The sequence below is a fragment of the Streptomyces sp. NPDC033136 genome, assembly GCF_055578235.1.
The window spans coordinates 21885-43579 of sequence record NZ_JBVIPD010000020.1; the positions used below are offsets into that span (position 1 = coordinate 21885).

The window sequence follows — 21695 nt, forward strand, 5'->3', positions numbered from 1 at the left end:
GCTTATGCCGCGCGTGCGGGCCGGTGGCGCAGGGTGGGGTGTACGGGCCCGCGGGCGGATACCCGCGGGTGTCTGAGGTAACGTCCCCGACCGGTGCGCCGGAGGCGGCGCGAGGAGCGAGGGGAAGACCGAGGTGGCTGGCCGAGAGGACGGGAACCGGCAACGGGAGACGCGGCCCGGCGCGGATCCGGGATGGGCGCAGGAGCTGCTGGAGCATCTGCGCCCGGCCGGGCGCGACGTCCGCAGAGTCGTGGCCTGGCTCGCCGGCGCCGTGCGCGCGAAGGTGGCCCTGCAGGACGGCGCCGGCGGCCTCGTCGCCGGCCACCGTCTCCCGCTTGACGAGGACCTCGTCCGGGACATCACCACCGGCCGGATCGCCTCCGCCGCCTGGGAGAGCCAGGAACGCCACCTGCGCCTGGTCAGGGTGGAGCACCCCTCGGACGCGTACGTGCTGGCAGTCTCCCGCGAGACCCCGTTCGACCGGCGGGCCTCCGACGTCGTCACGCACACCGCCCAGGTGATCGAACTGCTGCTGAAGGCGCGCGAGTCGACCACGGCCGGGCGCCGGCTCCGGCGGGCCACCTCCGACCTGCGCCTGGCGATCCTGCAGCTGCTGATGGTCGAGGACACCATCGCCGCCCGCCGCGTCGCCGCCGGCCTCTGGCCCGGACTGCTCGACGCCGACACGGCGTGCGTGTACGTCGTCGAGTCCGACCCCGCCGTACGCGACCGCATCGCCGAGGAGTGCCTGGCCAGCACCCGGGAGGACGCTCTGGTCGTACGCTGCCCGGCGATGGACGGCCACGTGATCGTCGTCAGCCCCCGGGACACCACCGGCGACGCCCTGCGCTCCCTGGTCGGACGGCACCCGGAGCTCTTCCTCGGCGGCAGCGTCCGCCAGAGCCTCGCCCGGACCGCCACCGCGTACGGGCAGGCCGTCAGCGCCCTCGCCGTCGCGCACTTCCGGCCAGACAAGACGGCCGTCTACGTTGAGCGCACCCACCCCGAGCGCCTGATGGACCCGGTGGCGCTGCGCGGCTGGACGGGCCGCGTGCTGCGCCCGCTCGACACCCTGCCGCACCACACCCGCGCCGAACTCCTCGCCACCAACCGGCTCGGCCTGGAGTTCACCGCCGTCAACGCCGCCAAGGTCCTCGGCGTCAGCCGCAACACCGTCCGCGCCCGCATGGAACGCGTCGAGACCCTGCTCGGCACCGACTTCGCCGATCTCACGGCCCGGGCCGTCGTCCACCTGGCGGTCAACACGCAGATCGGCCTGCCCGACACCCAGTGCGCCGACGACACCGGGGACTGCGGGCTGCGGCTCGCCGACCTGCTGTCCGGCCCCGCCGTGCGCACCTGGGCGCGGGATCTGCTGGGCCGGCTGGACGCGGACGCCAGGAACCCGCGCCGGACGCTGCGCACCTGGATCGCCGCCGGCGGCAACGCCGAACGGGCCGCCCAAGCCCTGGGCGTGCACGCGCAGACCGTGCGCGAACACGTCCGCAGCGCCGAACCCGTCCTGGAACGCCAGCTGCTCGCCGCGGGCACCGACCTGTACGAGGTGGTGCTGGCCCACCTTGCGCTGGGCGAACTCGACCTGCCCGATTTCCAGCCGCGCGCCTGACCGGCCGGCCTCCCGGTTGTGCCTTCCGGCCTCCCGGCTGTGCCTCCCGGACAACCGGTTGGCCAGGTCCGGACGGGACAAAACCGGGCCATCCGGACTCGGCTGTGCACAGGTGAGCCTCGGTGAGCGTGCAACGGGCATCGACGCGGTTCACAAGAACTCGGCCAGGGACGTAAGTTCAACGCACCGCGGGGGCACGACCGGAACGGGGGACCGGTCGCGCTCCCGCGAGCTGCACCGGTTGAGGCGTCGTACCTCCTGGTGGTCTCAGCTTCGCAGCCGCACCGGGATCTCCTGCCAGCCGAACGCGATGAACGACGGCACCTGCCGCAGACCCTCGTCGCCGACGGCCAGGCCGAGGTCCGGGAACCGGTCGAACAGCGCCGGCAGCGCGGTCAGCGCCTCCAGCCGGGCCAGCGGGGCGCCGATGCAGCGGTGGACGCCGATCCCGAACGCCAGATGGTCGTCGGCGGCGCGCGTGGCGTCGAAGACGCCGGCGTCCGGCCCGTAGTGCTCGGGATCGAGCCCCGCGGCGGCGTACGTCGTGATGATGGCGTCGCCGGCCGGGACCGTCACGTCGCCCACGGTGAGGTCGCTGACGGCGAACCGGAGCGGCAGCGACGCGATCGACGGGTGCGCGCGCAGCGTCTCGTCGACCACGGCGTCCCAGCCGATCTCCCCGGACCGCACGGCCGCCAGCTGTTCGGGGCGGCGCAGCAGGGCGACGACCGCGTTGCCGATGAGGTTGACTGTGGTCTCGAACCCGGCCCCGATGACCAGCAGCAGGGTGTACAGCAGCTCCTCGTCGCTGAGCCGGTCGCCGTCCTCGTCCCGGACCCGGATCAGCTCCGTCGTCATGTCGTCCCCGGGGTGCTCGGTCCGGTGGGCGATCAGCGCGGGCAGCACCGTCCCGATCTGCCGCTGCACCGATGCCGCGTGCTCCGGGCTCGGGTCGGAGGTGTCCATGATGTCCGCGATGAGCCGGCCGGTGTCCTCCCGCAACGCGTCCGGTACACCCATCAGTTCGCAGATCATCCGCATCGGCAGCGGATGGGCGAGTGCCTCCTTGATGTCCACGACCTCGTCGTCGGCGGCGTCGAGCGCGTCCAGCAGCTCCGCCGTGATGGCCTCCACCCGGGGCCGCATCGCCTCGGTGCGGCGGTGCGTGAAACTGGGCGCGACCAGCCGGCGCAGCCGCGTGTGGTCCGCGCCGTAGGTGGAGAGCATGTTGACCACGCCGACCCAGCCCAGGATCCAGCCCCAGGACGGGTGCTCGCCGATCTCGGGCCACAGCCGCCAGTGCAGCCGCGGGTCCTTGCTGACCCGCGGGTCGAGGATGAGCTCCTTCAGCGTGTCGTAGCGCGTGGGCGCCCAGGCGGGGATGCCGCCGGGCAGCTCCACGGGCACGATCGGGCCGAGGGCGCGCAGCCGGGCGCTCTCGCCGGCGATGTCGGCGCCGAACGGGTCGAGTGCGATGCGGTAGGTCATGGTCATGGTCGTCCTCCTGGCTGGTCGGGGGAGCGGGGGCGGAATCGGACGGGCAGTGCCGTCAGCGAGCGGTGGAACGGGCCGGGCCGCCAGGTGAGCCGCTCGCGGGGCAGCACGGGTTCGAGGTCGGGCAGCCACTGGGTGAGCCGTTCGACCGCCTCGGTGGCGATGAGCAGGGTGTGCTGTTTGACCGGACAGGCGTGCGGGCCCGCCGACCAGGACAGGTGGGAGGCGTCCCCCGGGTGGCGGTCCGCGCCCCGCTCCTGCTCGGCGGCCTGCGCCAGCGCACCGTAGGAGATCACCACCGGCACCGCGGCCCTGATCCACACGCCGTGGAAGGTGACGGGCGTACGGGCGTAGTGGATGCCGTAGTTGGCGAGTGGCGTGTCGTGGTGCAGGACCTCCAGCACCGCGTCCGCCACGGGGCGGGCGCCGCTGGTGAGGGTCGAGTAGTAGGCCGGGTTGCCGAGGATCCTGGACAGCGCGTTGGACACCAGGTTGGCCGTGGGCTCGTGGCCCGCGCCGAGGGTGAGGAACACCTGCCAGGTGACCTCCTCGGGGGTCAGCCCCGCCGGATGGTCCAGCAGCCAGCTCGGCAGGTCGTCGCCGCGCCGCTCGGTCTTGGCGGCGATCAGCTCCAGCACGTACCCGCCGAACTCCGCCTCGCCCTCCGCCGCCTGGGCACCGCCCTCGATCAGCTTGCCGAGGGCGGCGTCGAGCCGGTCGCTCGCGCTGTCCGGCAGCCCGAACAGGCTGTTGAACACCAGCGCCATCAGCGGCCGGGTGAACTCCCCGACCAGGTCGGCCTCGCCGCGCGGCCCGATCCGGCTCACCAGCAGGTGCACCGCCCGGTGCACCCGGGCCCGCAGATCGTGCGGCTCCACCAGGTCGAAGGCGTCGATCAGGGAGGTCCGGTAGCGGAGGTGGGCGGCGCCGTCGGCGAACAGGGTGTTGGGCCGCCAGCGCATCATGCCGAGCACCGGGGAGTCGTCGGGGACGGTGGCCTCCCACGGCCTCGGGTCGTGCGAGAAGGTCTCCGTGTCGTGCAGCAGCTCCAGAGCCGCCCGCCGGCTGGTGACGACGTACGCCGGCACCCCGGGCGCGAGTTCCGCCCAGCCGACCGGCCCCTGGGCGCGCAAGGAGGCGTAGTAGGGCTGGGGATCGCGGGCGAAGCCGTCCTCCCACAGGCGGACGGGCGCCGCGAGGGAGAAGGCCTGCTCGGCGGGGGAGGGATGGGTCACCGGGGCTCCGGGAGGTGGTCGTCGATCAGGTGCTGCACCAGCGCGAGCAGGGCGTCGATCGAGGAGTCCGCCTCCCGCGCGTCGCAGGTCACCATCGGGGTCGCGGGCTCCAGGTCCAGAGCGGCGCGCAACTGCTCGTGCGTGTGGTGGCGGGGCGCGTCCGGGAAGGTGTTGAAGGCGACCGCGTACGGCAGTCCCGACTCCTCCACCAGCCCGAGCACATCGAACGAGGCGTCGATCCGGCGGGCGTCGACGAGGACGAGCGCGCCCAGCGCCCCGTAGGCGATGTCGTCCCACAGCGACCGGAACCGCTCCTGGCCGGGTGTGCCGAACAGGTACAGCACGATTCCGCCCGGCAGGCTGATCCGGCCGAAGTCGATGGCGACCGTGGTGGTCGACTTGTCCCGCACGCCGGCGAGATCGTCCACCTGCGCGGACGCCTCGCTGAGCCGCTCCTCCGTGTGCAGCGGGCGGATCTCGGAGACCGAGCGGATCAGGGTGGTCTTGCCCACCCCGAAGGGCCCTGTGACCAGGATCTTCACCAGCTCCCGGGCGGTGTCGGGGAGGTGGATGCCCGTCCCCTCGGGCCGGTCGTCAACGGTGCTTGAGGTCGCGGAGGCCATCGGCCACTCTCTTCAGCAGGTCGGGGTCGAAGCGCCGGGCGGGCGGGATCGGCGCGCGGGCCAGCACCAGGTCACGGTCGAGGAGGTCGGCGGCCAGCACCCGCACCGCGGAGACCGGAAGCCGCAGCAGGGCCGCCGCCTCCACCACGGTCAGCGACCCGGACTCCAGCTCCTCCAGCAGTGCCGCCTGGGCGGCGGGCAGATCGGGCGGGGCCGGCTCGCCGCTGCCGGCGAGGACCGACAGCCGCTCCAGATGGGCACGGCTGGGCCGGGCCACGCCACCGGTCGACAGGTACGCGGGAACCAGGGGACGGCCGCCTCGGCGGCCGGTCATGCCGCCGTGTCGCCGTCGGCACCTCGGGGCCCGGTGGCCATCGCCTTCTCGCCGAGCCGCGCCACCTGCGAGTGCACCCGGTGGGCGAGCAGGTCAAGCCGCACCTCGGGATCGCCGTACGCGGCCACGCAGGTGCCGTGGTCCGTGGGCACGATGAGCACATAGCCGTGGTCCGACTCGATGACGACCTGCCGGATGTCGGCCCGGTCGGTGTCCGCGAACGCCGCCGCCGCGGTACGGCAGGCGCCCTGCACCGTGCTGGTGATCGCCGCGACCCGCTCGGCCGACGGCTGCGACAGCGCGTCGGTGTAGCCCGTCACGAAGCCGTCCCGGGTGAGCAGGACGGCGGCGACGACGTGCGGCACCTCCAGGACCGGTTCGAGCACCCATGCCGTGTCCCCCGCTGCGCGGCTGGTCATCGAGCCGTTCCCCCTTCGTGATCGTTGCTGTCGGTGTCGTCGGACGCCGCGTCGGCCGTGGTCGCGGCCGGGGCACCCTCAGATACGGCTGGAACGGCGCAGGTGTTCGATCCGGCGGCGGAACGCGCGGCCGCCGTACCGGACTGGAGGGCACCGAGAGCGGCGGCGGCCTCCTCCGGAGGGCGCCGCGGTGCCGCTTCGGGTGCGGGTACTCCGGCCGGAGCCGCGCTCCGGCCGCGGCGGCGCCGCTGGGGAAGACCGCCGGTGTCCCGCGGACGGTGGCCGGAGGCTAGGCCGTCCTGTTCCGTGTCGTAACCGTGATCGTCGTCCGGGGCGGCGGGAGCGGGGCGCGGCTCCGGCTGCGGGGGCGTGGTGGCCGGCTCGGACACGTCGGCCGGCTCGGACACGTCGGCCGGTGTGGCCGGCCGGGCCGGTGGGGCCGCGACGGCCGGGGCGGGTGTCTCCGGTCCGCCACCGCCCGGTGAGGCGGAACCGCGCGGTGCGTCCCGGGCGGCCGCCCTGCGGGTCGACCGCGGGGCGGCCGCCGCCGGAGGCAGTTCCTCGGGATCGATCTCCGTCAGCAGGTGACTGCCGACGCGCAGCACCGCCCGCACCCCGCCGTACGGCGACGGGGAGGACAGGTCCACGCTCAGATCGAACTGCCGGGTCAGCTGGCCGACGGCCGCGAGTCCCATGCGCGGCGGGTCACCGAGCTCGGTGAGCAGGATCGGCTCGGAACCGGCGACCATCCGCTGGGCCCGGGCGCGTTCGTCCTGCGTCATGCCCAGCCCGGCGTCGTCGACGGTGACGCACGCACCGTGGTGGACGGCCTCGAGGTTGACCACGACATCGGTGTCGGGCGCGGAGTGCCTCAGCGCGTTGTCGAGCAGCTCGGCGACGATGATGGCGACCGGCTCGACGGCGTGGGACACCAGGGCCGTACCGGCCGGCAGGTGGTTGTGGACCCGGACGCGCCGGTAGCCCGCGAGCCGGGCCTGACCGCCCGTCACCGCGTCCACGAGGTGGGACTCCTCCCGGGCGAGCCCCACCCAGGCCCCGCACACCACCGCGGCGATCTGGGCGCGCCGCAGCGACTGCTCGTTCTCGTGGTCCAGCTCGAACAGGGTCTGCGCCAGCTCGGGATCGTCGTAGCGCTGCTGCAGACCGCGCAGGGCGTCCTGCAGCCGGTACAGCGCCGCCTGGATCTCCCGGGTGGCCCCGCGCATCCCGGCCTGTGCCGCCGCGTCGATCCGGGTGCGCTGCGCGGCCAGCTCGGCGTGCAGCGCCTTCAGTACCTGCTCCAGGGCGGAGCCCAGCGGCGAACCGGCCAGCTGCGCGCTGAGCGGGCCGGGCACGGTGACGTGCGGATGCGCGGTCTGCCGGGCGGCCGCGGGCACGCGCCGCGCCGCCAGATGCTCGACCTCGGCCGTGAAAGCCCTGGTGGTGCCGTCGAGTTGCGCCCGCAGCGCGGCCGTCTTGGCGCGCTGCGCGGCCAGTTGCCGCCGGGCGCGCAGCAGCCCGCCTCCGAGGGCGAACGCGGACAGCGTGCCGAGCGCGAGACCACCGACGGCCAGGTCCGGTATGTCGATCATCGAGTCGATTCCAGTAGGGAGCCGGGCAGGGCGGAGTCCGAGGTGCTCTGGCGAACCACCCGCAGCACAGTACACACCGTCATTGACTGGTCTCGCACCGTGGAGCGCGACTTCGTACCGAAAGTGATCGGTGCCGCTGTGCTTCTGTGGCATCTGTCGGAATTGCCGTGCGGGGGAGGGGAGTTGGCTGTGTGGTCGGCCCTTCCCCGCCGCCCGGGGGCTCGTGTCCGGTACGTCACGGAAGTGAGAGGGGCGGGCTGTGTGTCCGTTCGGAGGGCGGGTACCCGTTCGGCGCCTGAAGAGGTCCGCTCGAGAAGGAGGTCCGGATGACCAGCGAGACGGAGACCGGCGGCGTGACCGGTACGCAGGACAAGGACTACAACCTGATCTGGTACGTCGAGGCGTGCCTGGCCAACGCCCTGCGCCTGGAGAGTTACATCCAGGACGCGGAGCGCGCCAAGGACACCGAGGTCGCGGATCTGTTCCGCAAGGCCCAGGCGGACAGCCGCAAGGGTGCCGAACTGGGCAAGGGGCTGCTGCGCGCACGCCTCGACGGCGGCTGAGGCCCACCGGCCCGCCGAAGGCCCGGACCTCGTGAGGGTCCGGGCCTTCTTCCGTTCCGAGGACACGAGAGACCCTCCCCCGGCCGGCCGGAAACCGCAGGAGACCGCGTAGGGCCGCACGGAATCAGAGCCGGAACACTCGGCTCACCCGCTCGGCGAGCTCGTCCTCCGTCATGGTGGGGGCGAGGTGAGGGCGGGCGGCCGGAGGCGCGGTCTCCTCCCGGAGCCGCCTGGTGAACAGGACGTCCGCACGGCGGGATTCGGTTCGCAGCGGGGCGCTTCTTCGGCGGTGGTCCGGCGAGCGTGATCCGCCATCATCTCGTCGGTCGCGTACAGACGCCAGCCGTGCCGGGCGGCGAGCCGACGCGCGATCGTGGACTTGCCCGCGACGCTCCGGCCGCCGATCCAGCAGACGTTCCGCATGCTGGGCGCTCCCGTAGTCATGGTGCGAGGGTCCGTGGCCCAGGGCCACGATGCCGACAGCTCACCCTTCCATCCCCGGCCCGGGGGACGGCACCGTCAGTGAGGACCGGACGCGATCTCCGATCCACGGCAGGTGAGTGGCCCCGCCGCTCCGGGTACCCGGGCGGCCCCGCCACGACCGGCCGGGCGGCTGCTCGCGGCGCCGACCCGGTCGGCCGCCGGCCCCGAGCCGAAGGAGCCCACGCACATGACGGACGTATCCGGTACCGGCCCCGCTCCGGGCGACGACCGCCAGGTACTCACCAACCGCCAGGGCCATCCGGTCTACGACAACCAGAACCAGCGCAGCGTCGGCGCCCGCGGCCCCGCCACGCTGGAGAACTACCAGTTCCTGGAGAAGATCAGCCACTTCGACCGGGAGCGCATCCCCGAGCGCGTGGTGCACGCGCGCGGCGTCACCGCCTACGGCCACTTCGAGGCCTACGGCACCTGGGGTGACGAGCCGATCAGCCGCTACACCCGGGCCAAACTCTTCCAGGAGCGCGGCAAACGCACGGACGTCGCCGTCCGCTTCTCCACCGTCATCGGCGGCCGCGACTCCTCCGAGGCCGCCCGCGACCCGCGGGGCTTCGCGGTGAAGTTCTACACCGAGGACGGCAACTGGGACCTGGTCGGCAACAACCTGGGCGTCTTCTTCATCCGTGACGCCATCAAGTTCCCGGACGTCATCCACGCCCTCAAGCCGGACCCGGTGACCTTCGAGCAGCAGCCCGGGCGCATCTTCGACTTCATGTCGCAGACGCCCGAGGCCATGCACATGCTGGTCAACCTGTTCAGCCCGCGCGGCATCCCCGCCGACTACCGCCACATGCAGGGCTTCGGCGTCAACACCTACAAGTGGGTCAACGCCGACGGCGAGACCAAGCTGGTCAAGTACCACTGGATGCCCAAGCAGGGCGTGCGCAGCATGACCGAGGAGGACGCGGCCAACGTCCAGGCCGACACCCTGGGTCACGCGACCAAGGACCTGTACGAGGCGGTCGCCCGCGGGGACCACCCGCAGTGGGAACTGCTCGTCCAGATGATGGACGACCACGACCACCCTGAGCTCGACTTCGACCCGCTGGACGACACCAAGACCTGGCCCGAGCAGGACTTCCCGCCGAAGCCCGTGGGCCGGATGGTCCTCGACCGGATGCCGGAGAACTTCTTCGCCGAGAACGAGCAGATCTCCTTCGGCACCGGCGTCCTCGTCGACGGCCTGGACTTCTCCGACGACAAGATGCTCGTCGGCCGGACCTTCTCCTACAGCGACACCCAGCGCTACCGGGTCGGCCCGAACTACCTGCAACTCCCCGTCAACCAGGCCAAGAACGCGGACGTGCGCACCAACCAGCGCGACGGCCAGATGGCCTGCCACGTGGACGGCGGGGGAGAGAACCCGCAGGTCAACTACGAGCCGTCGATCACCGGAGGCCTGCGCGAGGCCGCGTATCCGACACACGACGAACAGGGCCCGGAGATCACCGGCCGGCTCACCCGCAAGCGCATCCCCCGCACCAACGACTACCTCCAGGCCGGTCAGCGCTACCTGCTGCTGGAGGACTGGGAACGCGACGACCTGGTGAAGAACTTCATCGGTCAACTGTCCCAGTGCGACCGGGCGATCCAGGAGCGCATGGTCTGGCACTTCCTGCTGGTGGAGAACGACCTCGGCCTGCGGGTCGGCGAGGGACTGGGTATCGGCCCGGAGGACGTGGCCGGTCTGGAGCCGCTGGCGAGCCAGGACCTCACGGACGAGGACCGTGAACGCCTGTCCCACCTCGGCAAGAACAAGCCGCGTGACGTCGGGGGGCTCGTCATGACCCACTGCGTCCCCGACGAACGGCATGTGGTGACGCGCTGACCGCTCACCCCGCCAGGGCCGTACGGGCCACCGCGAGGGCCTGCTCCGCGTAACCCCGGCCGAACAGCACGGCGTGCACCAGCAGCGGGAACAGCTGGTGCACGCCGACGCGTTCCTCCCAGCCGCCGGCGAGCGGCGCCGCCCCCTGGTAACCGTCCAGCACCTGCTCCAGGTGGGGACAGCCGAAGAGCCGCAGCATCGCCAGGTCGGTCTCGCGGTGCCCGCCGTGCGCGGCCGGGTCGATCAGCCAGACATGCCCGTCCGCCGCCCACAGCACGTTGCCGCTCCACAGGTCGCCGTGCAGCCGCGCGGGCGGCTCGGCGGGCCCCGCCAGACCGGGCAGTCGCTCACACAGCCGCTCCACCACGGCCGCCTCGCCCGGGCGCACGGTGCCCTGGTCGACGGCACGCCGCAGGTACGGCAGCACGCGCTGTTCGGCGTACCAGCCCGGCCAGTCGGCACCGGGTTCGTTGCGCATCGGGGCGAGCCCGATGTACGCGTCCGCCGGCCCGTCCGGTGGAGGCGCCCCGAACGCGGGCGCCCCGGCGGCGTGCAGCCCGGCCAGCTCCCGGCCGAAACGAGCCGCCGCCTCCCTGCTCGGCCTCCCGTCCGCGACCCGGTCGACGACCAGCCAGCTCCCGTCGTACCCGTGCACCACCGGCACCCGCACATTCCCGGACCCGGCCAGCCACCGCAGCCCGGCCGCCTCGGCCCGCGCCGCCCCCGGCTCCTCGGACCGTTTGACGACCACGACCCGTCCGTCGTCGAGAGTGACCTCGCAGAGAGACCCGGACAGGGGCCTCTCGCGGCCGACGGCCCGTCCGGTGATCCGGGCCACGGCATCCGCACGGGCGGTCATACGCGCGCCTCCTCGACTCGGAGCTTGAAGCTTGATCAACATTCAGCGTACGACCGCCCCCCGGGCACCTGCCCATCCCTCTTCGGGGTGCGATGCCGCGGAGCGGCGTTCCGGGACATTCGCCGCGCACCGGTCACGCGGGACGGTGAAATACCGTCCTCCACCGACAGAACCGGCCGCCGCCGGGGGAGCAGTCGGGTCATGACGAGTTCACCGTTCCAGCGCACCATCGCCCTGCCCGCCCCGGTGTGCGAACAGGTCACCCAGCACCTGGAGCAGGCCGCGCACCGGGCCATCGACGGAGTCGCGATCCCCCTGAAGGCGTTCCGCTCGGCGGCCGACAGCGACTTCACCCTGCCGCTGTCGGTGGTCGAGCAGGCGGCGGGCTGCCTGCTGGTCCTCGCCACCGAGACCGCCCAGACGGTACGTCCCTCCGCCCTGCGCGCCACCATCAGTGTCGCGCTGCGGCTGCGCGACGCCGTGCACCTGGCGCACCAGCCCGCCCTCAGCAGCCGGTTCTGGTGAGCCGACGCCGCCCCGCTCAGGCTTCGCGGAAGGCGACCTCGACCTGCTTGCGGCGCAGGTCCTCCAACGTGGTGTACTGCCGCCGGGCCCGTTCGACGAGGCCGTCGAGCTGCCGTGGGTCCAGGCGGGCGTCCGTGGCGGCCAGTTCGCGCAGCGTCTGCCAGCACGCCGTCTTGCCCTCCACCCCCAGCCGCAGCGCCTCCAGCTCCCACAGGGTGCTCAGCGGTGACCGGCGTACCAGGCTGCCGTTGCTCTTCAGCCGCCCCACCTGCTCGGCCGCCCGGCCCGCGTAGACCTTGTAGCGGCGCACGGGCACGTCGAGCCGCCTCATGACGTGCAGCAGACTCGCCCGGTCCTCGGCGATCTCGGCGGCGACCGGGGCCAGCGCGTCGGCGAGCGGCGTGTCCCGGCACGAGCGCAGCAGGTAGCCCGCCCGGGCGCTGCCGGCGGTGGCGCCGGCGAGATGGTCGTTGAGGTAGATGCCCAGCAGGGCCATGTCCGTGGCCGGGGTGCCCTGGGCGCCCGGCGCGCCCGCTCGCTGTTCCGTCATCAGGCCGCTCCTGTCGTACTCAGGCCCTGCTCCACCGTCACCGTCGCGGTGACGCGTACGAGGCAGGGGCCGCGGGGCGTCGAGCCGGACCCGAACCGCACGGGCGGTTCGACCGGGGCGAGGGCGCCGAGGCTCTCGCCCCCGTAGCCGACGACGGCCGAGGTGACCGGGTGCAGATCCCGGGCGCCGTACCACTGGTGCCGCCCGTCCCGGGCGCCGGCGTGGGTGCGGGCGCCCAGCAGCAGACGGGCGGGCCGGTCCCACAGCGCCAGCCACCCCGCCCGGGCCGCGAGCCGGCCCGGTACGGCCCGCAGCGCGAGACCCGGCAGGCCCCTCCGGCCGGTGCTGAAGCACAGGTCGAGCGGCCCTGCCGCGACGGTCCAGTGCCGACGGCCGGCGATGTGCACCCGGACCGGTACGACCCGGACCTCGTCGAAGACGTACGTGCCGGCGACGAAGTCCGCCGTCTCCCGTGAGGGTGCCAGCAGCAGCCGCCGTCCGTCGGCCCGTTCGACCATCACATCGCTGAACGGCCCGAACGGCGACCTCGGCCAGTGTCCGAGCACCACGCGGGCACCGGACGCCGTGCCGATCCCGGCGATCCAGCCGTCGAAACGCAGCGTGCGCACCGGCGACCGGGTCCGACCAGCGAATTCGTGGAAGAGCACGTCGCCCGGGTGCCCGGCCGCTCTGCGGCGAAACGGCACGGTGTCCGCCGCGCGGCCCCCGCCGATGTGGCCGAGGCCACGTCCCGGACGAGGTACCGGTCACGTCCGGGTGCGCGACCTGGCAACTACCGTCTACGACCAGATCCCCGCCCCCTCCCCCTCGGACGGCCCGGCAGTGCAAGCAGATCTCTCCCCGGTCATAGCGGCGACCGCCCAGTGGCTGACCCGCGCCTTCCCCGCCTCCGGCGGCGCGCTGGCCTCCGTCCTGTGCGAGGTACAGGCCCGGCAGGCCGTCACGGTCGCGGCGTGGCTCAGGTACCCGACGGCGATGGACGCCGCCCTGCTCGGCTTCGCGGGCCCCGGCGGCTCGGCGCGCCTCGACTGGGTCGCGGGCGCCGACGCGGCCCAGGGCGACGGCGCGGCCCAGGGCGCCGACGTGAACGCGCACGCCTGGCGCACCTGGGTGGACGAGGTCGTGGCGAGCTGGGCGGCCTGCCTGCTCACCGAACCGGAGCTGGCCGCCCGGGCGGTCGCCGCGCTCGCCGACGGCAGTCACAGCACGGGGACACCGGCCGAGTACCGCCGTCTCCTCGCCCCGGACGACAGCGACCGGAGGGCCGCCGCGCTGCTGCGTCACCCGGACCTGCTGGCCCCCGTGGCCGAACTCCACCACGCCCAGCTCGTCGACCGCCTGAGCCAGGGCCGCACGCTGATCGCCTGACGCCACCGGCGACCGGCGACCCGCGGTTCGCGATCGCCCCCCTTCCCGGGCGAGGCGTGCACCGCCGGGCCAGGACACGGTGGGCACTCGGCCCGCACATGGTCCTCCGCGTCGAGGTGGGGAAAGCCCGCCCGGCCCGGACACGCCGCCCCACGAGCCGGGCCCGCGCCTGCCCGGCGGGCCGGGGGAGCGCTCCGGGCCGGACCGGACCGTTCCCGGATCCGCGCCCGCCCTACCTGACCTGCCCGGCACTCGGTCGCCCGCCCCTCCTCACTCTCCGTCACTCACCGGATCGCCGTAAGCAACCGTGCCCCGCCCCCACGGTCGGCGGAACCTGAGCGTGGGCTCGACGGCCTCCCGCCCCCTGCCGGCCCCGAGGCGCAACCGTCGTGCCGGGCAGTGATGCCGCTGACGCTGACGGAGGAGAGACCGACATGACCACCGCCTTCTCACGGAGCTGGAAGCACGCCGTCGTCACCGGCGGCGCCGGGTTCGTCGGCTCCCATCTGTGCGCCGCCCTGCTGGACGCGGGTGCGGCCGTCACCTGTGTGGACGACTTCAGTACCGGCCGGCCCGAGAACATATCGCCGCTGCTCGAACAGCCCGGCTTCACGCTGGTGCAGGCCGACGTCACCGAAGGACTGCGGATCAAGCGGCCGCCCGACCTCGTCCTGCACTTCGCCTCCCCGGCCTCCCCCGCGGACTACCTGCGGCTGCCGCTGCACACCATGGAGACGGGCAGCCTCGGCACCCGCAACGCCCTGGAACTCGCGCACTCCTCCCGCGCCCGCTTCGTCCTCGCCTCGACCTCCGAGATCTACGGCGACCCCCAGCAGAACCCTCAGGACGAGCGCTACTGGGGCAACGTCAACCCCGTCGGACCGCGCAGCGTCTACGACGAGGCCAAGCGCTTCGGCGAGGCGCTCACCACCGCCCACGCCGAGACCCACGGCACCGACACGTGCATCGTGCGGCTGTTCAACACCTACGGCCCCCGCATGCGCGGACACGACGGACGCGCGGTGCCGACCTTCGTGCGGCAGGCCCTGGCCGGCGAGCCGCTCACCGTGACCGGCGACGGCCGGCAGACCCGGTCGCTGTGCTACGTCGACGACACCGTGCGCGGCATCCTCACCGCGGCCGCCCACGGCATGCGCGGCCCCGTCAACATCGGCAACCCGACCGAGATCACCATGCTCGATCTGGCCCGCCTGGTCGTCGAACTCGCCGGATCGCCCTCGGAGATCCGCTACATCGAACGCCCGGTGGACGACCCGGCCGTGCGCTGCCCGGACATCACCCTGGCCCGCGACAAGCTCGGCTGGGAACCGCGGGTACGCGCCGAGGACGGGCTGCGGCGCACCATCACCTGGTTCCGCGAGGACGGAACGGACGACTGACCCGGTCACCCGGGCATCTCCGCACCACCGCCTCCGGATTCCTCCCGACCGCCGAAAGGTCCGCCTCCCCATGCGCATCCTCGGAATCAACGCCCTCTTCCACGACCCCGCCGCCGCCCTGGTGATCGACGGCCGGACCGTCGCCGCCGCGGAGGAGGAGCGGTTCTCCCGCCGCAAGCACGGCAAGCGTCCCCTGCCGTTCTCCGCCTGGGAACTGCCGGAGAAGGCCGCCGCCTGGTGCCTTAGACGAGCCGGGCTGCGCCCGCAGGACCTCGACGCGGTCGCCTACTCCTTCGACCCGGAACTCGCCCGGCCCGCCGGCGACATGGGCCTGGACGACCCGTGGGACCACTTGCGGCTCACCTACGCCCGCGAGGCCCCCGGCTTCCTGCGCGCGGCCCTGCCCGGGCTCGACCCCGGCATCGTCCGGTTCGTACCGCACCACATGGCCCACGCCGCCTCCGGCGCCTTCGCCGCCCCGGACGCCGGCACCTCCTCCGTCCTGGTCCTCGACGGCCGCGGCGAACGCGCCTCCCACCTGGCCGCACGCCGGGTGGGCGACCGGCTGGAGGCGCTGCACGCCCAGGAACTGCCGCACTCGCTCGGCCTGGTCTACGAGGAACTCACCGAACACCTCGGCTTCCTGCGCTCCTGCGACGAGTTCAAGGTGATGGCTCTCGCCTCCCACGGCACCCCGCGCATGCTCGCGGAACTGCGCCGCCACGTGTACCCGACCGGCGACGGCGGCTTCCACGCCACCGGCGTGGCCTGGCACGAGCTGTGCGCGCCCCGCGGGCCCGACGAGCCGTGGACGCGGGCCCACGCCGACGTCGCCGCCAGCGCCCAGGCCGTACTGGAGGAGACCCTGCTCGACCTGGTGCGCTGGCTGCACGGGCGGACCCACGACCAGGTGCTCACCCTCGCCGGTGGCGTCGCCCTCAACTGCGTCGCCAACTCCCGTATCGCCCGCGAGGGGCCCTTCTCCCGCGTGTGGGTGCAGCCCGCCGCCGGGGACGCCGGTACCGCCCTGGGCGGCGCCCTGCTGCTGTCCGCCTCGGAGGGCGACGCGCCGGAGGCCATGACCGGGGCCGACCTCGGCCGGGACTGGTCCGACGCGGAACTCGGAGCCTGGCTGAAGACCGCCGCCGTGCCCTTCGAACGGCCCCCGGACATCGCCGCGACCGTGGCGCGCGCCCTGGCGGACAACGGGATCGTCGCCTGGTTCCAGGGCCGCTCCGAATACGGCCCCCGGGCGCTCGGCCACCGCTCCCTGCTGGCCCACCCCGGGCACGCCGGCAACCTGGAACGGCTCAACGACGTCAAGGGACGCGAGCAGTTCCGGCCCGTCGCCCCGATGGTGCTCGCCGACCGCGCCGCCGGGATCTTCGACGGCCCGCTGCCCAGCCCGTACATGCTGTTCGTGCACGACGTGGCCCCGGCATGGCGGGAGCGCATCCCCGCCGTGGTCCACGTCGACGGCACCGCCCGCATCCAGACCGTCGACCCGGAACGCGAACCCCTGGCCGCCCGGATGCTCGGCGAGTTCGAGCGGCTCACCGGGCTGCCCGTGGTCGTCAACACCAGCCTCAACACGGCCGGCCGCCCCATGGCCGACGACCCGCGCGACGCCCTGGAGTGTTTCGGCTCCTCGCCCGTCGACCTGCTGGCCATCGGCCCGTACGCGATCCGGCGCGGCGACCTCTTCCGCGCGGACTGCCGTACCGACTCCCGTATCGCCGACGCCGGAGGCCCGCGATGACCGAACCCGACCCCGTCACCAGGGACGCCGAGTACGCCGTCGTGATCCCGACCCTCGGCCGGCCCAGCCTCGGCGCCTGCCTCAACGCCCTCGCCGAGGCGGCCGGCCCGGGGCCGGACCGGGTGGTCCTCGTCGACGACCGGCGCGACGCGGCCCGGGTGCCGCTGACCGCCGACGTTCCGCCGTCCCTGCGCTCGCGCACCATCGTCGTACCCGGCGGGGCGCGTGGACCCGCCGCCGCGCGCAACCTCGGCTGGCGGGCGGCCGGTGACGCGCCCTGGATCGTCTTTCTCGACGACGACGTCGTACCCGGCGCCGCCTGGGGCGACGACCTGACCCTCGACCTGGCCTCGGCGACCGGGCGGACCGCCGGGATCACGGCCCGGATCGACGTGCCGCTGCCCGCCGGCCGGCGCCCCACGGACTGGGAACGCAACACCGCCGGACTCGCCGGCGCCCACTGGATCACCGCCGACATGGCCTACCGCCGGGCCGCGCTGGTGGCCGTCGGCGGATTCGACGAACGCTTCCGGCGGGCCTTCCGGGAGGACGCCGACCTCGCCCTGCGGATGCTGGACGCCGGCTGGACTCTCACCGCGGGCCGGCGCACCACCACCCACCCCGTCCGGCCCGCCGGCCGCTGGGTCTCCGTCCGGCTCCAGGCAGGCAACGCCGACGACGTCCTGATGACCCGGCTGCACGGCCGCCACTGGTGGCGCCGGGCGGGAGCGCCGCGCGGGCGTCTGCCCGTGCACCTGGCGGTGACCGGGGCCGGAGTGACGGCACTCGGCTGCGCCCTGCTCGGCCGGCACCGGGCCGCCGCCGCCTGCGCCGCCGCGTGGCTGGCCGGCACCGCCGAGTTCGCCCTCGCCCGGATCCTGCCCGGGCCGGGCACCCGCGACGAGGTGCTCACCATGACCGTGACCAGCGCGCTCGTCCCGCCCGTCGCGACCTGGCACTGGCTGCGCGGCCGAGTGGTGCACCGCAAGGCCCGGCCGCACACCCCGTCCGGGACCCGGGAACCGGCGTCCCCGACCCGCCCGGCGGCCAGGGAACGGCTGCGGTCATGACCCGCGTGACCGGCCCCTGGCTGCTCGCCGGGGCGCACGAGCCGGCCGACGTGCCCCCGCGGGGCCCCGGCGGCCCGCTTCCCGCGGCGGTCCTCTTCGACCGCGACGGCACGCTCGTCGCCGACGTCCCCTACAACGGGGACCCGGCGCGGGTCGCGCTCATGCCGGGCGCGCGGGAGGCCGTGGACGCCGTGCGCGCCGCCGGAGTGCCCGTCGGGGTCGTGACCAACCAGTCGGGTGTGGCCCGGGGCCTGCTGACCCGCCGCCAGGTGGAGAGCGTACGGCTGCGGATGGAGGAACTGCTCGGGCCGTTCGCCGTCTGGGCCGTCTGCCCGCACGGGCCGGGGGAGGGCTGCGGCTGCCGGAAACCGGCTCCCGGCCTGGTACTGGCGGCGTGCCGCCGGCTCGCCGTCCCGCCGCAACGCGCCGTCGTCATCGGCGACATCGGAGCGGACATCGCGGCCGCGCGTGCGGCCGGGGCCCGAGGGGTCCTGGTCCCGACAGCTGTCACCCGGGCCGAGGAGATCATGGAGTCCGACGTCACGGCAGCGGACCTCCCGGAGGCGGTACGCCTCGTCCTCGACCAGACCGTGCCGACCGGGGAGGCGCGATGACGCCCGCGCTGTCCCGCAGCCGCCCGCCCCGCACCCTCGTGGTCCGTCTCGACAGCGCCGGAGACGTGCTCCTGGCCGGACCCGCCGTACGAGCCGTCGCCGCCGGATCCTCCTACACCGCGCTGCTCTGCGGACCCCAGGGCGCCGCGGCCGGGCGGATGCTGCCCGGCCCGGACGACGTGCTGACCTACGACGCCCCCTGGGTGGGCCTGGAACCGCCGTCGGTCACCCGGGCGGCCACCCGGCGGCTGATGGAGACGCTCACCGCGCGCCACTTCGACCGGGCGCTCGTGCTCGTGTCGTACCACCAGAGCCCCCTGCCGATCGCCCTGCTGCTGAAGCTGGCCGGCATCGGATGGACCGCCGCCGACAGCGAGGACTACCCCGGCGCGCTCCTCGACCTCAGGCACCGCAGGCGCCCGCACCGGCACGAGGTGGCGGCCGCCCTCGATCTCGCCCGGGCGGCGGGCTTCCCGCTTCCCCCCGGCGACGACGGCGGACTCGCCGTCACACCGCCGCCGTGCACGGTCCGCCTCACCGGCACCGAGCCGTACGTCGTCGTCCACCCGGGCGCCGCCGTGCCCGCCCGTGCCTGGACCCCCGGGCGGGCGGCACAGGCCGTGGCCGCGCTGTCCGCGGCGGGACACCGGGTGGTCGTCACCGGCGGGCGCGCCGAGCGCGAGCTGACCGCACGGGTCGCCGGACGGCATGCCCTGGACCTCGGCGGCGCCACCGGCCTGCCGCAGCTGGCCGGGGTCCTGGCCGGAGCCCGGGCCGTGGTGGCCGGGAACACCGGCCCGGCGCATCTCGCCGCCGCCGTCGGCACACCCGTCGTCAGCCTCTTCGCACCGGTCGTGCCGGCCGAACGGTGGGCCCCCTACGGCGTACCGCACGTCCTGCTCGGCGACCCGCACGCCGCGTGCGCGGACACCCGGGCACGGCACTGCCCCGTGCCCGGGCACTCCTGCCTCGACGGCATCAGCGACGCCCAGGTGCTCGCGGCCGTGGCCGCTCTCACGGACCCCCTGGCGGGCCAGGGAGAACAGACGGAGCGAGGAGCGACCGTATGAACATCCTGCTGTGGCACGTGCACGGCTCCTGGACGACCGCGTTCGTCCAGGGCCCCCACACCTACCTCGTCCCCGTCACCCCGGGACGCGGCCCGGACGGCCGCGGCCGGGCCCGCACCTTCTCCTGGCCCGCCTCGGTCCGCGAGGTCACCCCCGAAGAGCTCCGCGACACGCCCGTCGACCTGGTCCTTTTCCAACGGCCGCACGAGCCGGAGCTGGCCGAGCGCTGGCTCGGCGGACGACGGCCGGGCCGGGACGTACCAGCGCTGTACCTGGAGCACAACGCGCCCGACGGCGACGTACCGGACACCCGGCACCCGTGCGCCGACCGCGCCGACCTGACCCTCGTGCACGTCACGCACTTCAACCGGCTGTTCTGGGACTGCGGAACCACCCGGACCGAGGTGATCGAACACGGCATCGTCGACCCGGGGCACCGCTACACCGGACGGCTCGCCCGCGCCGCCGTCGTCGTCAACGAACCCGTGCGGCGCGCCCGTCACACCGGCACGGACCTGCTGCCCGCCCTGGCCGAGGCCGTGCCGGTCGACGTGTTCGGGATGGGCAACGAGGGCCTGGCCGGGCACCTCGGCCTGCCGCCGGACCGGTGCCGCACCGCCGACCTGCCCCAGAGCGAACTCCACACGGCCATGGCCGAACGCCGCATGTACCTGCACCCGGTGCGCTGGACCTCCCTCGGCCTGTCCCTGCTGGAAGCCATGCACCTCGGCATGCCGGTGCTGGCGCTCGCCACCACCGAGGCGGTCGAGGCCGTCCCGCCCGGGGCAGGCGCCCTCTCCACCCGCCCCGACGTCCTGGTCCGCGCCGCCCGCCGCTACCTCCACGAACCCGAGGCGGCGGCCGAGGACGGCGCCCGTGCCCGGCAGGCGGCCCTCGAACGCCACGGACTCAAGCGCTTCCTGGCCGACTGGGAGCGCCTGATCACGGAGGTGTGCTCATGACCCCGCCCCTCACTCCCTTCCCCGCCGGGCCGCTCGGCGGCGCCCCCCTCGACCCGGGCGTCCTCGCCATCGCCCTCGTCTCCGAGCACGCGAGCCCCCTCGCCGCGCTCGGCGGGGTCGACGCCGGCGGGCAGAACGTCCACGTCGCCTGCCTCGCGCGCGCACTCGCGGACCGGGGCCACCGCGTCACCGTCCACACCCGCCGCGACGCGCCCGACCTGCCCGGCCGGGTGGAGCTGCGGGACGGCGTCGAGGTCCACCACGTGCCCGCCGGACCGGCCGAGCCGCTTCCGAAGGACGCGCTGCTGCCGCACATGGCCGAGTTCGGTCGCTGCCTCGCCCGCAGCTGGCGCACCCGGGCGCCGGACCTCGTCCACGCGCACTACTGGATGTCGGGACTGGCCGCCCTCAGCGCGACGCGCGAACGGGGGCTGCCGCTGCTGCACACGTATCACGCTCTCGGGACGGTGAAGCGACGGCACCAGCGGCACGCCGACACCAGCCCGCCGGAACGGATCCCCGCGGAGATCGAGATCGGGCTGGGCTGCGACGGCGTCGTCGCCACCTGCCGCGACGAGGCGCACGAACTGGCCCGCATGGGCATCCCCCCGCACAAGGTCGCCGTCGTGCCGTGCGGTGTCGACACCGACCGGTTCACCCCGCAGGGCCCGGCCGCGCCGCGCGGACCGTACCCGCACCGGCTGCTCCAGCTGGGGCGCCTCGTGCCGCGCAAGGGCGTCGCGGTGACCATCGCCGCGCTGGCCCGGCTGCCCGCGACCGAGCTGGTCGTGGCCGGCGGGCCGCCCGCGGACCGGCTCGACGGCGATCCGGAGGTGTGGCGGCTGCGCGGCATCGCCCGGGACGCCGGCGTCGCCGACCGGGTCCGCTTCGCCGGCGCCGTGGCCGCGGAGGAGGTACCGGCGCTGCTGCGCTCCGCCGACGTGGTGGTGTGCCCCGCCGACTACGAACCCTTCGGCCTCGTCCCGCTGGAGGCCATGGCCTGCGGCGTGCCCGTCGTGGCCAGCGCGGTCGGCGGGCAGCTCGACACCGTCGCCGACCCGGGCACCGGACGGCTGGTGCCGCCCCGCGACCCGGAGGCCCTCGCCCTCGCCGTCGCCGGGCTGCTCGCCGATCCGGCGGTCCGGGCGGCGTGCGGGGCGGCAGGCCGCCGCCGGGTCCTGAGCCGGTTCGGCTGGGGCCGGGTCGCCGCGGCCACCGAGGCCGCCTACTGCGAGGTCCTCGACACCGAGCCCGCCGCGACCGGCACCGGCTGACCCGGAC

Annotated in this window: 22 protein-coding genes; 12 read left to right on the plus strand and 10 right to left on the minus strand. The window is 74.4% G+C overall.

The genetic code is table 11. From position 1 onward, the window contains the following. Positions 1 to 133: 133 nt before the first annotated feature. Entirely contained in the window at positions 134 to 1627 is a 1494-nt protein-coding gene (locus ACZ5TL_RS29345) for a helix-turn-helix domain-containing protein (RefSeq protein WP_468593554.1), read from the plus strand. Positions 1628 to 1894: 267 nt separating this feature from the next. Here ACZ5TL_RS29345 and ACZ5TL_RS29350 read toward each other — a convergent pair whose 3' ends face one another. Genes ACZ5TL_RS29350 through ACZ5TL_RS29375 form a run of 6 tightly spaced genes read right to left on the minus strand, consistent with a single transcriptional unit; the run spans position 1895 to position 7324 of the window. Then, positions 1895 to 3121: a cytochrome P450 family protein gene (locus ACZ5TL_RS29350; RefSeq protein WP_468593555.1), complete on the minus strand. Its 1227-nt coding sequence runs from the start codon at positions 3119 to 3121 to the stop codon at positions 1895 to 1897. Continuing rightward, entirely contained in the window at positions 3118 to 4356 is a 1239-nt protein-coding gene (locus tag ACZ5TL_RS29355) for a cytochrome P450 family protein (RefSeq protein ID WP_468593556.1), read from the minus strand. Before ACZ5TL_RS29355 ends, ACZ5TL_RS29350 begins: the two co-directional genes overlap by 4 nt. After that, entirely contained in the window at positions 4353 to 4979 is a 627-nt protein-coding gene (locus ACZ5TL_RS29360; RefSeq protein WP_468593557.1) for a GTP-binding protein, read from the minus strand. Before ACZ5TL_RS29360 ends, ACZ5TL_RS29355 begins: the two co-directional genes overlap by 4 nt. Further along, a complete protein-coding gene (locus ACZ5TL_RS29365) occupies positions 4951 to 5313 on the minus strand; it encodes a DUF742 domain-containing protein (protein ID WP_468593558.1) in 363 nt (120 codons plus the stop codon). Before ACZ5TL_RS29365 ends, ACZ5TL_RS29360 begins: the two co-directional genes overlap by 29 nt. After that, positions 5310 to 5732, minus strand: coding sequence for a roadblock/LC7 domain-containing protein (locus tag ACZ5TL_RS29370; protein WP_468593559.1), 423 nt, complete (start codon positions 5730 to 5732; stop codon positions 5310 to 5312). The genes ACZ5TL_RS29365 and ACZ5TL_RS29370 overlap by 4 nt, the downstream gene beginning before the upstream one ends. Then, a complete protein-coding gene (locus ACZ5TL_RS29375) occupies positions 5729 to 7324 on the minus strand; it encodes an ATP-binding protein (RefSeq protein ID WP_468593560.1) in 1596 nt (531 codons plus the stop codon). The genes ACZ5TL_RS29370 and ACZ5TL_RS29375 overlap by 4 nt, the downstream gene beginning before the upstream one ends. Before the next feature lie 326 nt (positions 7325 to 7650). Here ACZ5TL_RS29375 and ACZ5TL_RS29380 point away from each other — a divergent pair, with 326 nt between their 5' ends. Next, positions 7651 to 7887 (plus strand): hypothetical protein, encoded by a 237-nt coding sequence (locus tag ACZ5TL_RS29380; RefSeq protein ID WP_468593561.1) that lies wholly within the window; start codon positions 7651 to 7653, stop codon positions 7885 to 7887. A gap of 171 nt (positions 7888 to 8058) precedes the next feature. Here ACZ5TL_RS29380 and ACZ5TL_RS29385 read toward each other — a convergent pair whose 3' ends face one another. After that, a complete protein-coding gene (locus ACZ5TL_RS29385) occupies positions 8059 to 8331 on the minus strand; it encodes a hypothetical protein (RefSeq protein ID WP_468593562.1) in 273 nt (90 codons plus the stop codon). Positions 8332 to 8557: 226 nt separating this feature from the next. Here ACZ5TL_RS29385 and ACZ5TL_RS29390 point away from each other — a divergent pair, with 226 nt between their 5' ends. Then, complete coding sequence (locus ACZ5TL_RS29390; protein ID WP_468593563.1) at positions 8558 to 10216, plus strand: catalase; 1659 nt, start codon at positions 8558 to 8560, stop codon at positions 10214 to 10216. A gap of 4 nt (positions 10217 to 10220) precedes the next feature. On the opposite strand, the gene ACZ5TL_RS29395 is transcribed toward ACZ5TL_RS29390, so the two are convergent. After that, positions 10221 to 11075: a fructosamine kinase family protein gene (locus ACZ5TL_RS29395; protein WP_468593565.1), complete on the minus strand. Its 855-nt coding sequence runs from the start codon at positions 11073 to 11075 to the stop codon at positions 10221 to 10223. A gap of 201 nt (positions 11076 to 11276) precedes the next feature. Here ACZ5TL_RS29395 and ACZ5TL_RS29400 point away from each other — a divergent pair, with 201 nt between their 5' ends. Further along, the gene (locus tag ACZ5TL_RS29400) at positions 11277 to 11600 is read left to right on the plus strand and encodes a hypothetical protein (protein WP_468593566.1); all 324 of its coding nucleotides are present in this window, start codon (positions 11277 to 11279) and stop codon (positions 11598 to 11600) included. Between the two features lie 16 nt (positions 11601 to 11616). Here ACZ5TL_RS29400 and ACZ5TL_RS29405 read toward each other — a convergent pair whose 3' ends face one another. After that, positions 11617 to 12150, minus strand: coding sequence for a hypothetical protein (locus ACZ5TL_RS29405; RefSeq protein ID WP_468593568.1), 534 nt, complete (start codon positions 12148 to 12150; stop codon positions 11617 to 11619). Beyond that, positions 12150 to 12779: a hypothetical protein gene (locus ACZ5TL_RS29410; RefSeq protein ID WP_468593569.1), complete on the minus strand. Its 630-nt coding sequence runs from the start codon at positions 12777 to 12779 to the stop codon at positions 12150 to 12152. Before ACZ5TL_RS29410 ends, ACZ5TL_RS29405 begins: the two co-directional genes overlap by 1 nt. 214 nt (positions 12780 to 12993) lie before the next feature. Here ACZ5TL_RS29410 and ACZ5TL_RS29415 point away from each other — a divergent pair, with 214 nt between their 5' ends. The 8 genes from ACZ5TL_RS29415 (at position 12994) to ACZ5TL_RS29450 (ending at position 21688) form a co-directional block, all read left to right on the plus strand. Continuing rightward, positions 12994 to 13539: a hypothetical protein gene (locus tag ACZ5TL_RS29415; protein WP_468593701.1), complete on the plus strand. Its 546-nt coding sequence runs from the start codon at positions 12994 to 12996 to the stop codon at positions 13537 to 13539. A gap of 434 nt (positions 13540 to 13973) precedes the next feature. Continuing rightward, positions 13974 to 14939 carry an NAD-dependent epimerase/dehydratase family protein gene (locus tag ACZ5TL_RS29420; RefSeq protein WP_468593570.1) on the plus strand — a complete coding sequence of 322 codons (966 nt, stop codon included), beginning with the start codon at positions 13974 to 13976 and terminating at the stop codon, positions 14937 to 14939. Between the two features lie 70 nt (positions 14940 to 15009). After that, positions 15010 to 16698 carry a carbamoyltransferase family protein gene (locus ACZ5TL_RS29425; protein ID WP_468593572.1) on the plus strand — a complete coding sequence of 563 codons (1689 nt, stop codon included), beginning with the start codon at positions 15010 to 15012 and terminating at the stop codon, positions 16696 to 16698. After that, positions 16695 to 17768, plus strand: coding sequence for a glycosyltransferase family 2 protein (locus ACZ5TL_RS29430; RefSeq protein WP_468593574.1), 1074 nt, complete (start codon positions 16695 to 16697; stop codon positions 17766 to 17768). The genes ACZ5TL_RS29425 and ACZ5TL_RS29430 overlap by 4 nt, the downstream gene beginning before the upstream one ends. Continuing rightward, positions 17765 to 18382 carry a D-glycero-alpha-D-manno-heptose-1,7-bisphosphate 7-phosphatase gene (locus ACZ5TL_RS29435; RefSeq protein ID WP_468593575.1) on the plus strand — a complete coding sequence of 206 codons (618 nt, stop codon included), beginning with the start codon at positions 17765 to 17767 and terminating at the stop codon, positions 18380 to 18382. Before ACZ5TL_RS29430 ends, ACZ5TL_RS29435 begins: the two co-directional genes overlap by 4 nt. Then, entirely contained in the window at positions 18379 to 19452 is a 1074-nt protein-coding gene (locus ACZ5TL_RS29440; protein ID WP_468593576.1) for a glycosyltransferase family 9 protein, read from the plus strand. Before ACZ5TL_RS29435 ends, ACZ5TL_RS29440 begins: the two co-directional genes overlap by 4 nt. Continuing rightward, positions 19449 to 20414, plus strand: coding sequence for a glycosyltransferase (locus ACZ5TL_RS29445; RefSeq protein ID WP_468593577.1), 966 nt, complete (start codon positions 19449 to 19451; stop codon positions 20412 to 20414). The genes ACZ5TL_RS29440 and ACZ5TL_RS29445 overlap by 4 nt, the downstream gene beginning before the upstream one ends. After that, the gene (locus ACZ5TL_RS29450; protein WP_468593578.1) at positions 20411 to 21688 is read left to right on the plus strand and encodes a glycosyltransferase; all 1278 of its coding nucleotides are present in this window, start codon (positions 20411 to 20413) and stop codon (positions 21686 to 21688) included. Before ACZ5TL_RS29445 ends, ACZ5TL_RS29450 begins: the two co-directional genes overlap by 4 nt. Positions 21689 to 21695 lie beyond the last annotated feature (7 nt).

Excerpts from the sequence above, each read along its gene's own strand:
- ACZ5TL_RS29350 (WP_468593555.1), bottom strand. The coding sequence starts at position 3,121 with ATGACCATGACCTACCGCATCGCACTCGACCCGTTCGGCGCCGACATC.
- ACZ5TL_RS29360 (WP_468593557.1), bottom strand. The coding sequence starts at position 4,979 with ATGGCCTCCGCGACCTCAAGCACCGTTGACGACCGGCCCGAGGGGACG.
- ACZ5TL_RS29365 (WP_468593558.1), bottom strand. The coding sequence starts at position 5,313 with ATGACCGGCCGCCGAGGCGGCCGTCCCCTGGTTCCCGCGTACCTGTCG.
- ACZ5TL_RS29370 (WP_468593559.1), bottom strand. The coding sequence starts at position 5,732 with ATGACCAGCCGCGCAGCGGGGGACACGGCATGGGTGCTCGAACCGGTC.
- ACZ5TL_RS29375 (WP_468593560.1), bottom strand. The coding sequence starts at position 7,324 with ATGATCGACATACCGGACCTGGCCGTCGGTGGTCTCGCGCTCGGCACG.
- ACZ5TL_RS29380 (WP_468593561.1), top strand. The coding sequence starts at position 7,651 with ATGACCAGCGAGACGGAGACCGGCGGCGTGACCGGTACGCAGGACAAG.
- ACZ5TL_RS29385 (WP_468593562.1), bottom strand. The coding sequence starts at position 8,331 with ATGACTACGGGAGCGCCCAGCATGCGGAACGTCTGCTGGATCGGCGGC.
- ACZ5TL_RS29390 (WP_468593563.1), top strand. The coding sequence starts at position 8,558 with ATGACGGACGTATCCGGTACCGGCCCCGCTCCGGGCGACGACCGCCAG.
- ACZ5TL_RS29395 (WP_468593565.1), bottom strand. The coding sequence starts at position 11,075 with ATGACCGCCCGTGCGGATGCCGTGGCCCGGATCACCGGACGGGCCGTC.
- ACZ5TL_RS29400 (WP_468593566.1), top strand. The coding sequence starts at position 11,277 with ATGACGAGTTCACCGTTCCAGCGCACCATCGCCCTGCCCGCCCCGGTG.
- ACZ5TL_RS29405 (WP_468593568.1), bottom strand. The coding sequence starts at position 12,150 with ATGACGGAACAGCGAGCGGGCGCGCCGGGCGCCCAGGGCACCCCGGCC.
- ACZ5TL_RS29420 (WP_468593570.1), top strand. The coding sequence starts at position 13,974 with ATGACCACCGCCTTCTCACGGAGCTGGAAGCACGCCGTCGTCACCGGC.
- ACZ5TL_RS29425 (WP_468593572.1), top strand. The coding sequence starts at position 15,010 with ATGCGCATCCTCGGAATCAACGCCCTCTTCCACGACCCCGCCGCCGCC.
- ACZ5TL_RS29430 (WP_468593574.1), top strand. The coding sequence starts at position 16,695 with ATGACCGAACCCGACCCCGTCACCAGGGACGCCGAGTACGCCGTCGTG.
- ACZ5TL_RS29435 (WP_468593575.1), top strand. The coding sequence starts at position 17,765 with ATGACCCGCGTGACCGGCCCCTGGCTGCTCGCCGGGGCGCACGAGCCG.
- ACZ5TL_RS29440 (WP_468593576.1), top strand. The coding sequence starts at position 18,379 with ATGACGCCCGCGCTGTCCCGCAGCCGCCCGCCCCGCACCCTCGTGGTC.
- ACZ5TL_RS29445 (WP_468593577.1), top strand. The coding sequence starts at position 19,449 with ATGAACATCCTGCTGTGGCACGTGCACGGCTCCTGGACGACCGCGTTC.
- ACZ5TL_RS29450 (WP_468593578.1), top strand. The coding sequence starts at position 20,411 with ATGACCCCGCCCCTCACTCCCTTCCCCGCCGGGCCGCTCGGCGGCGCC.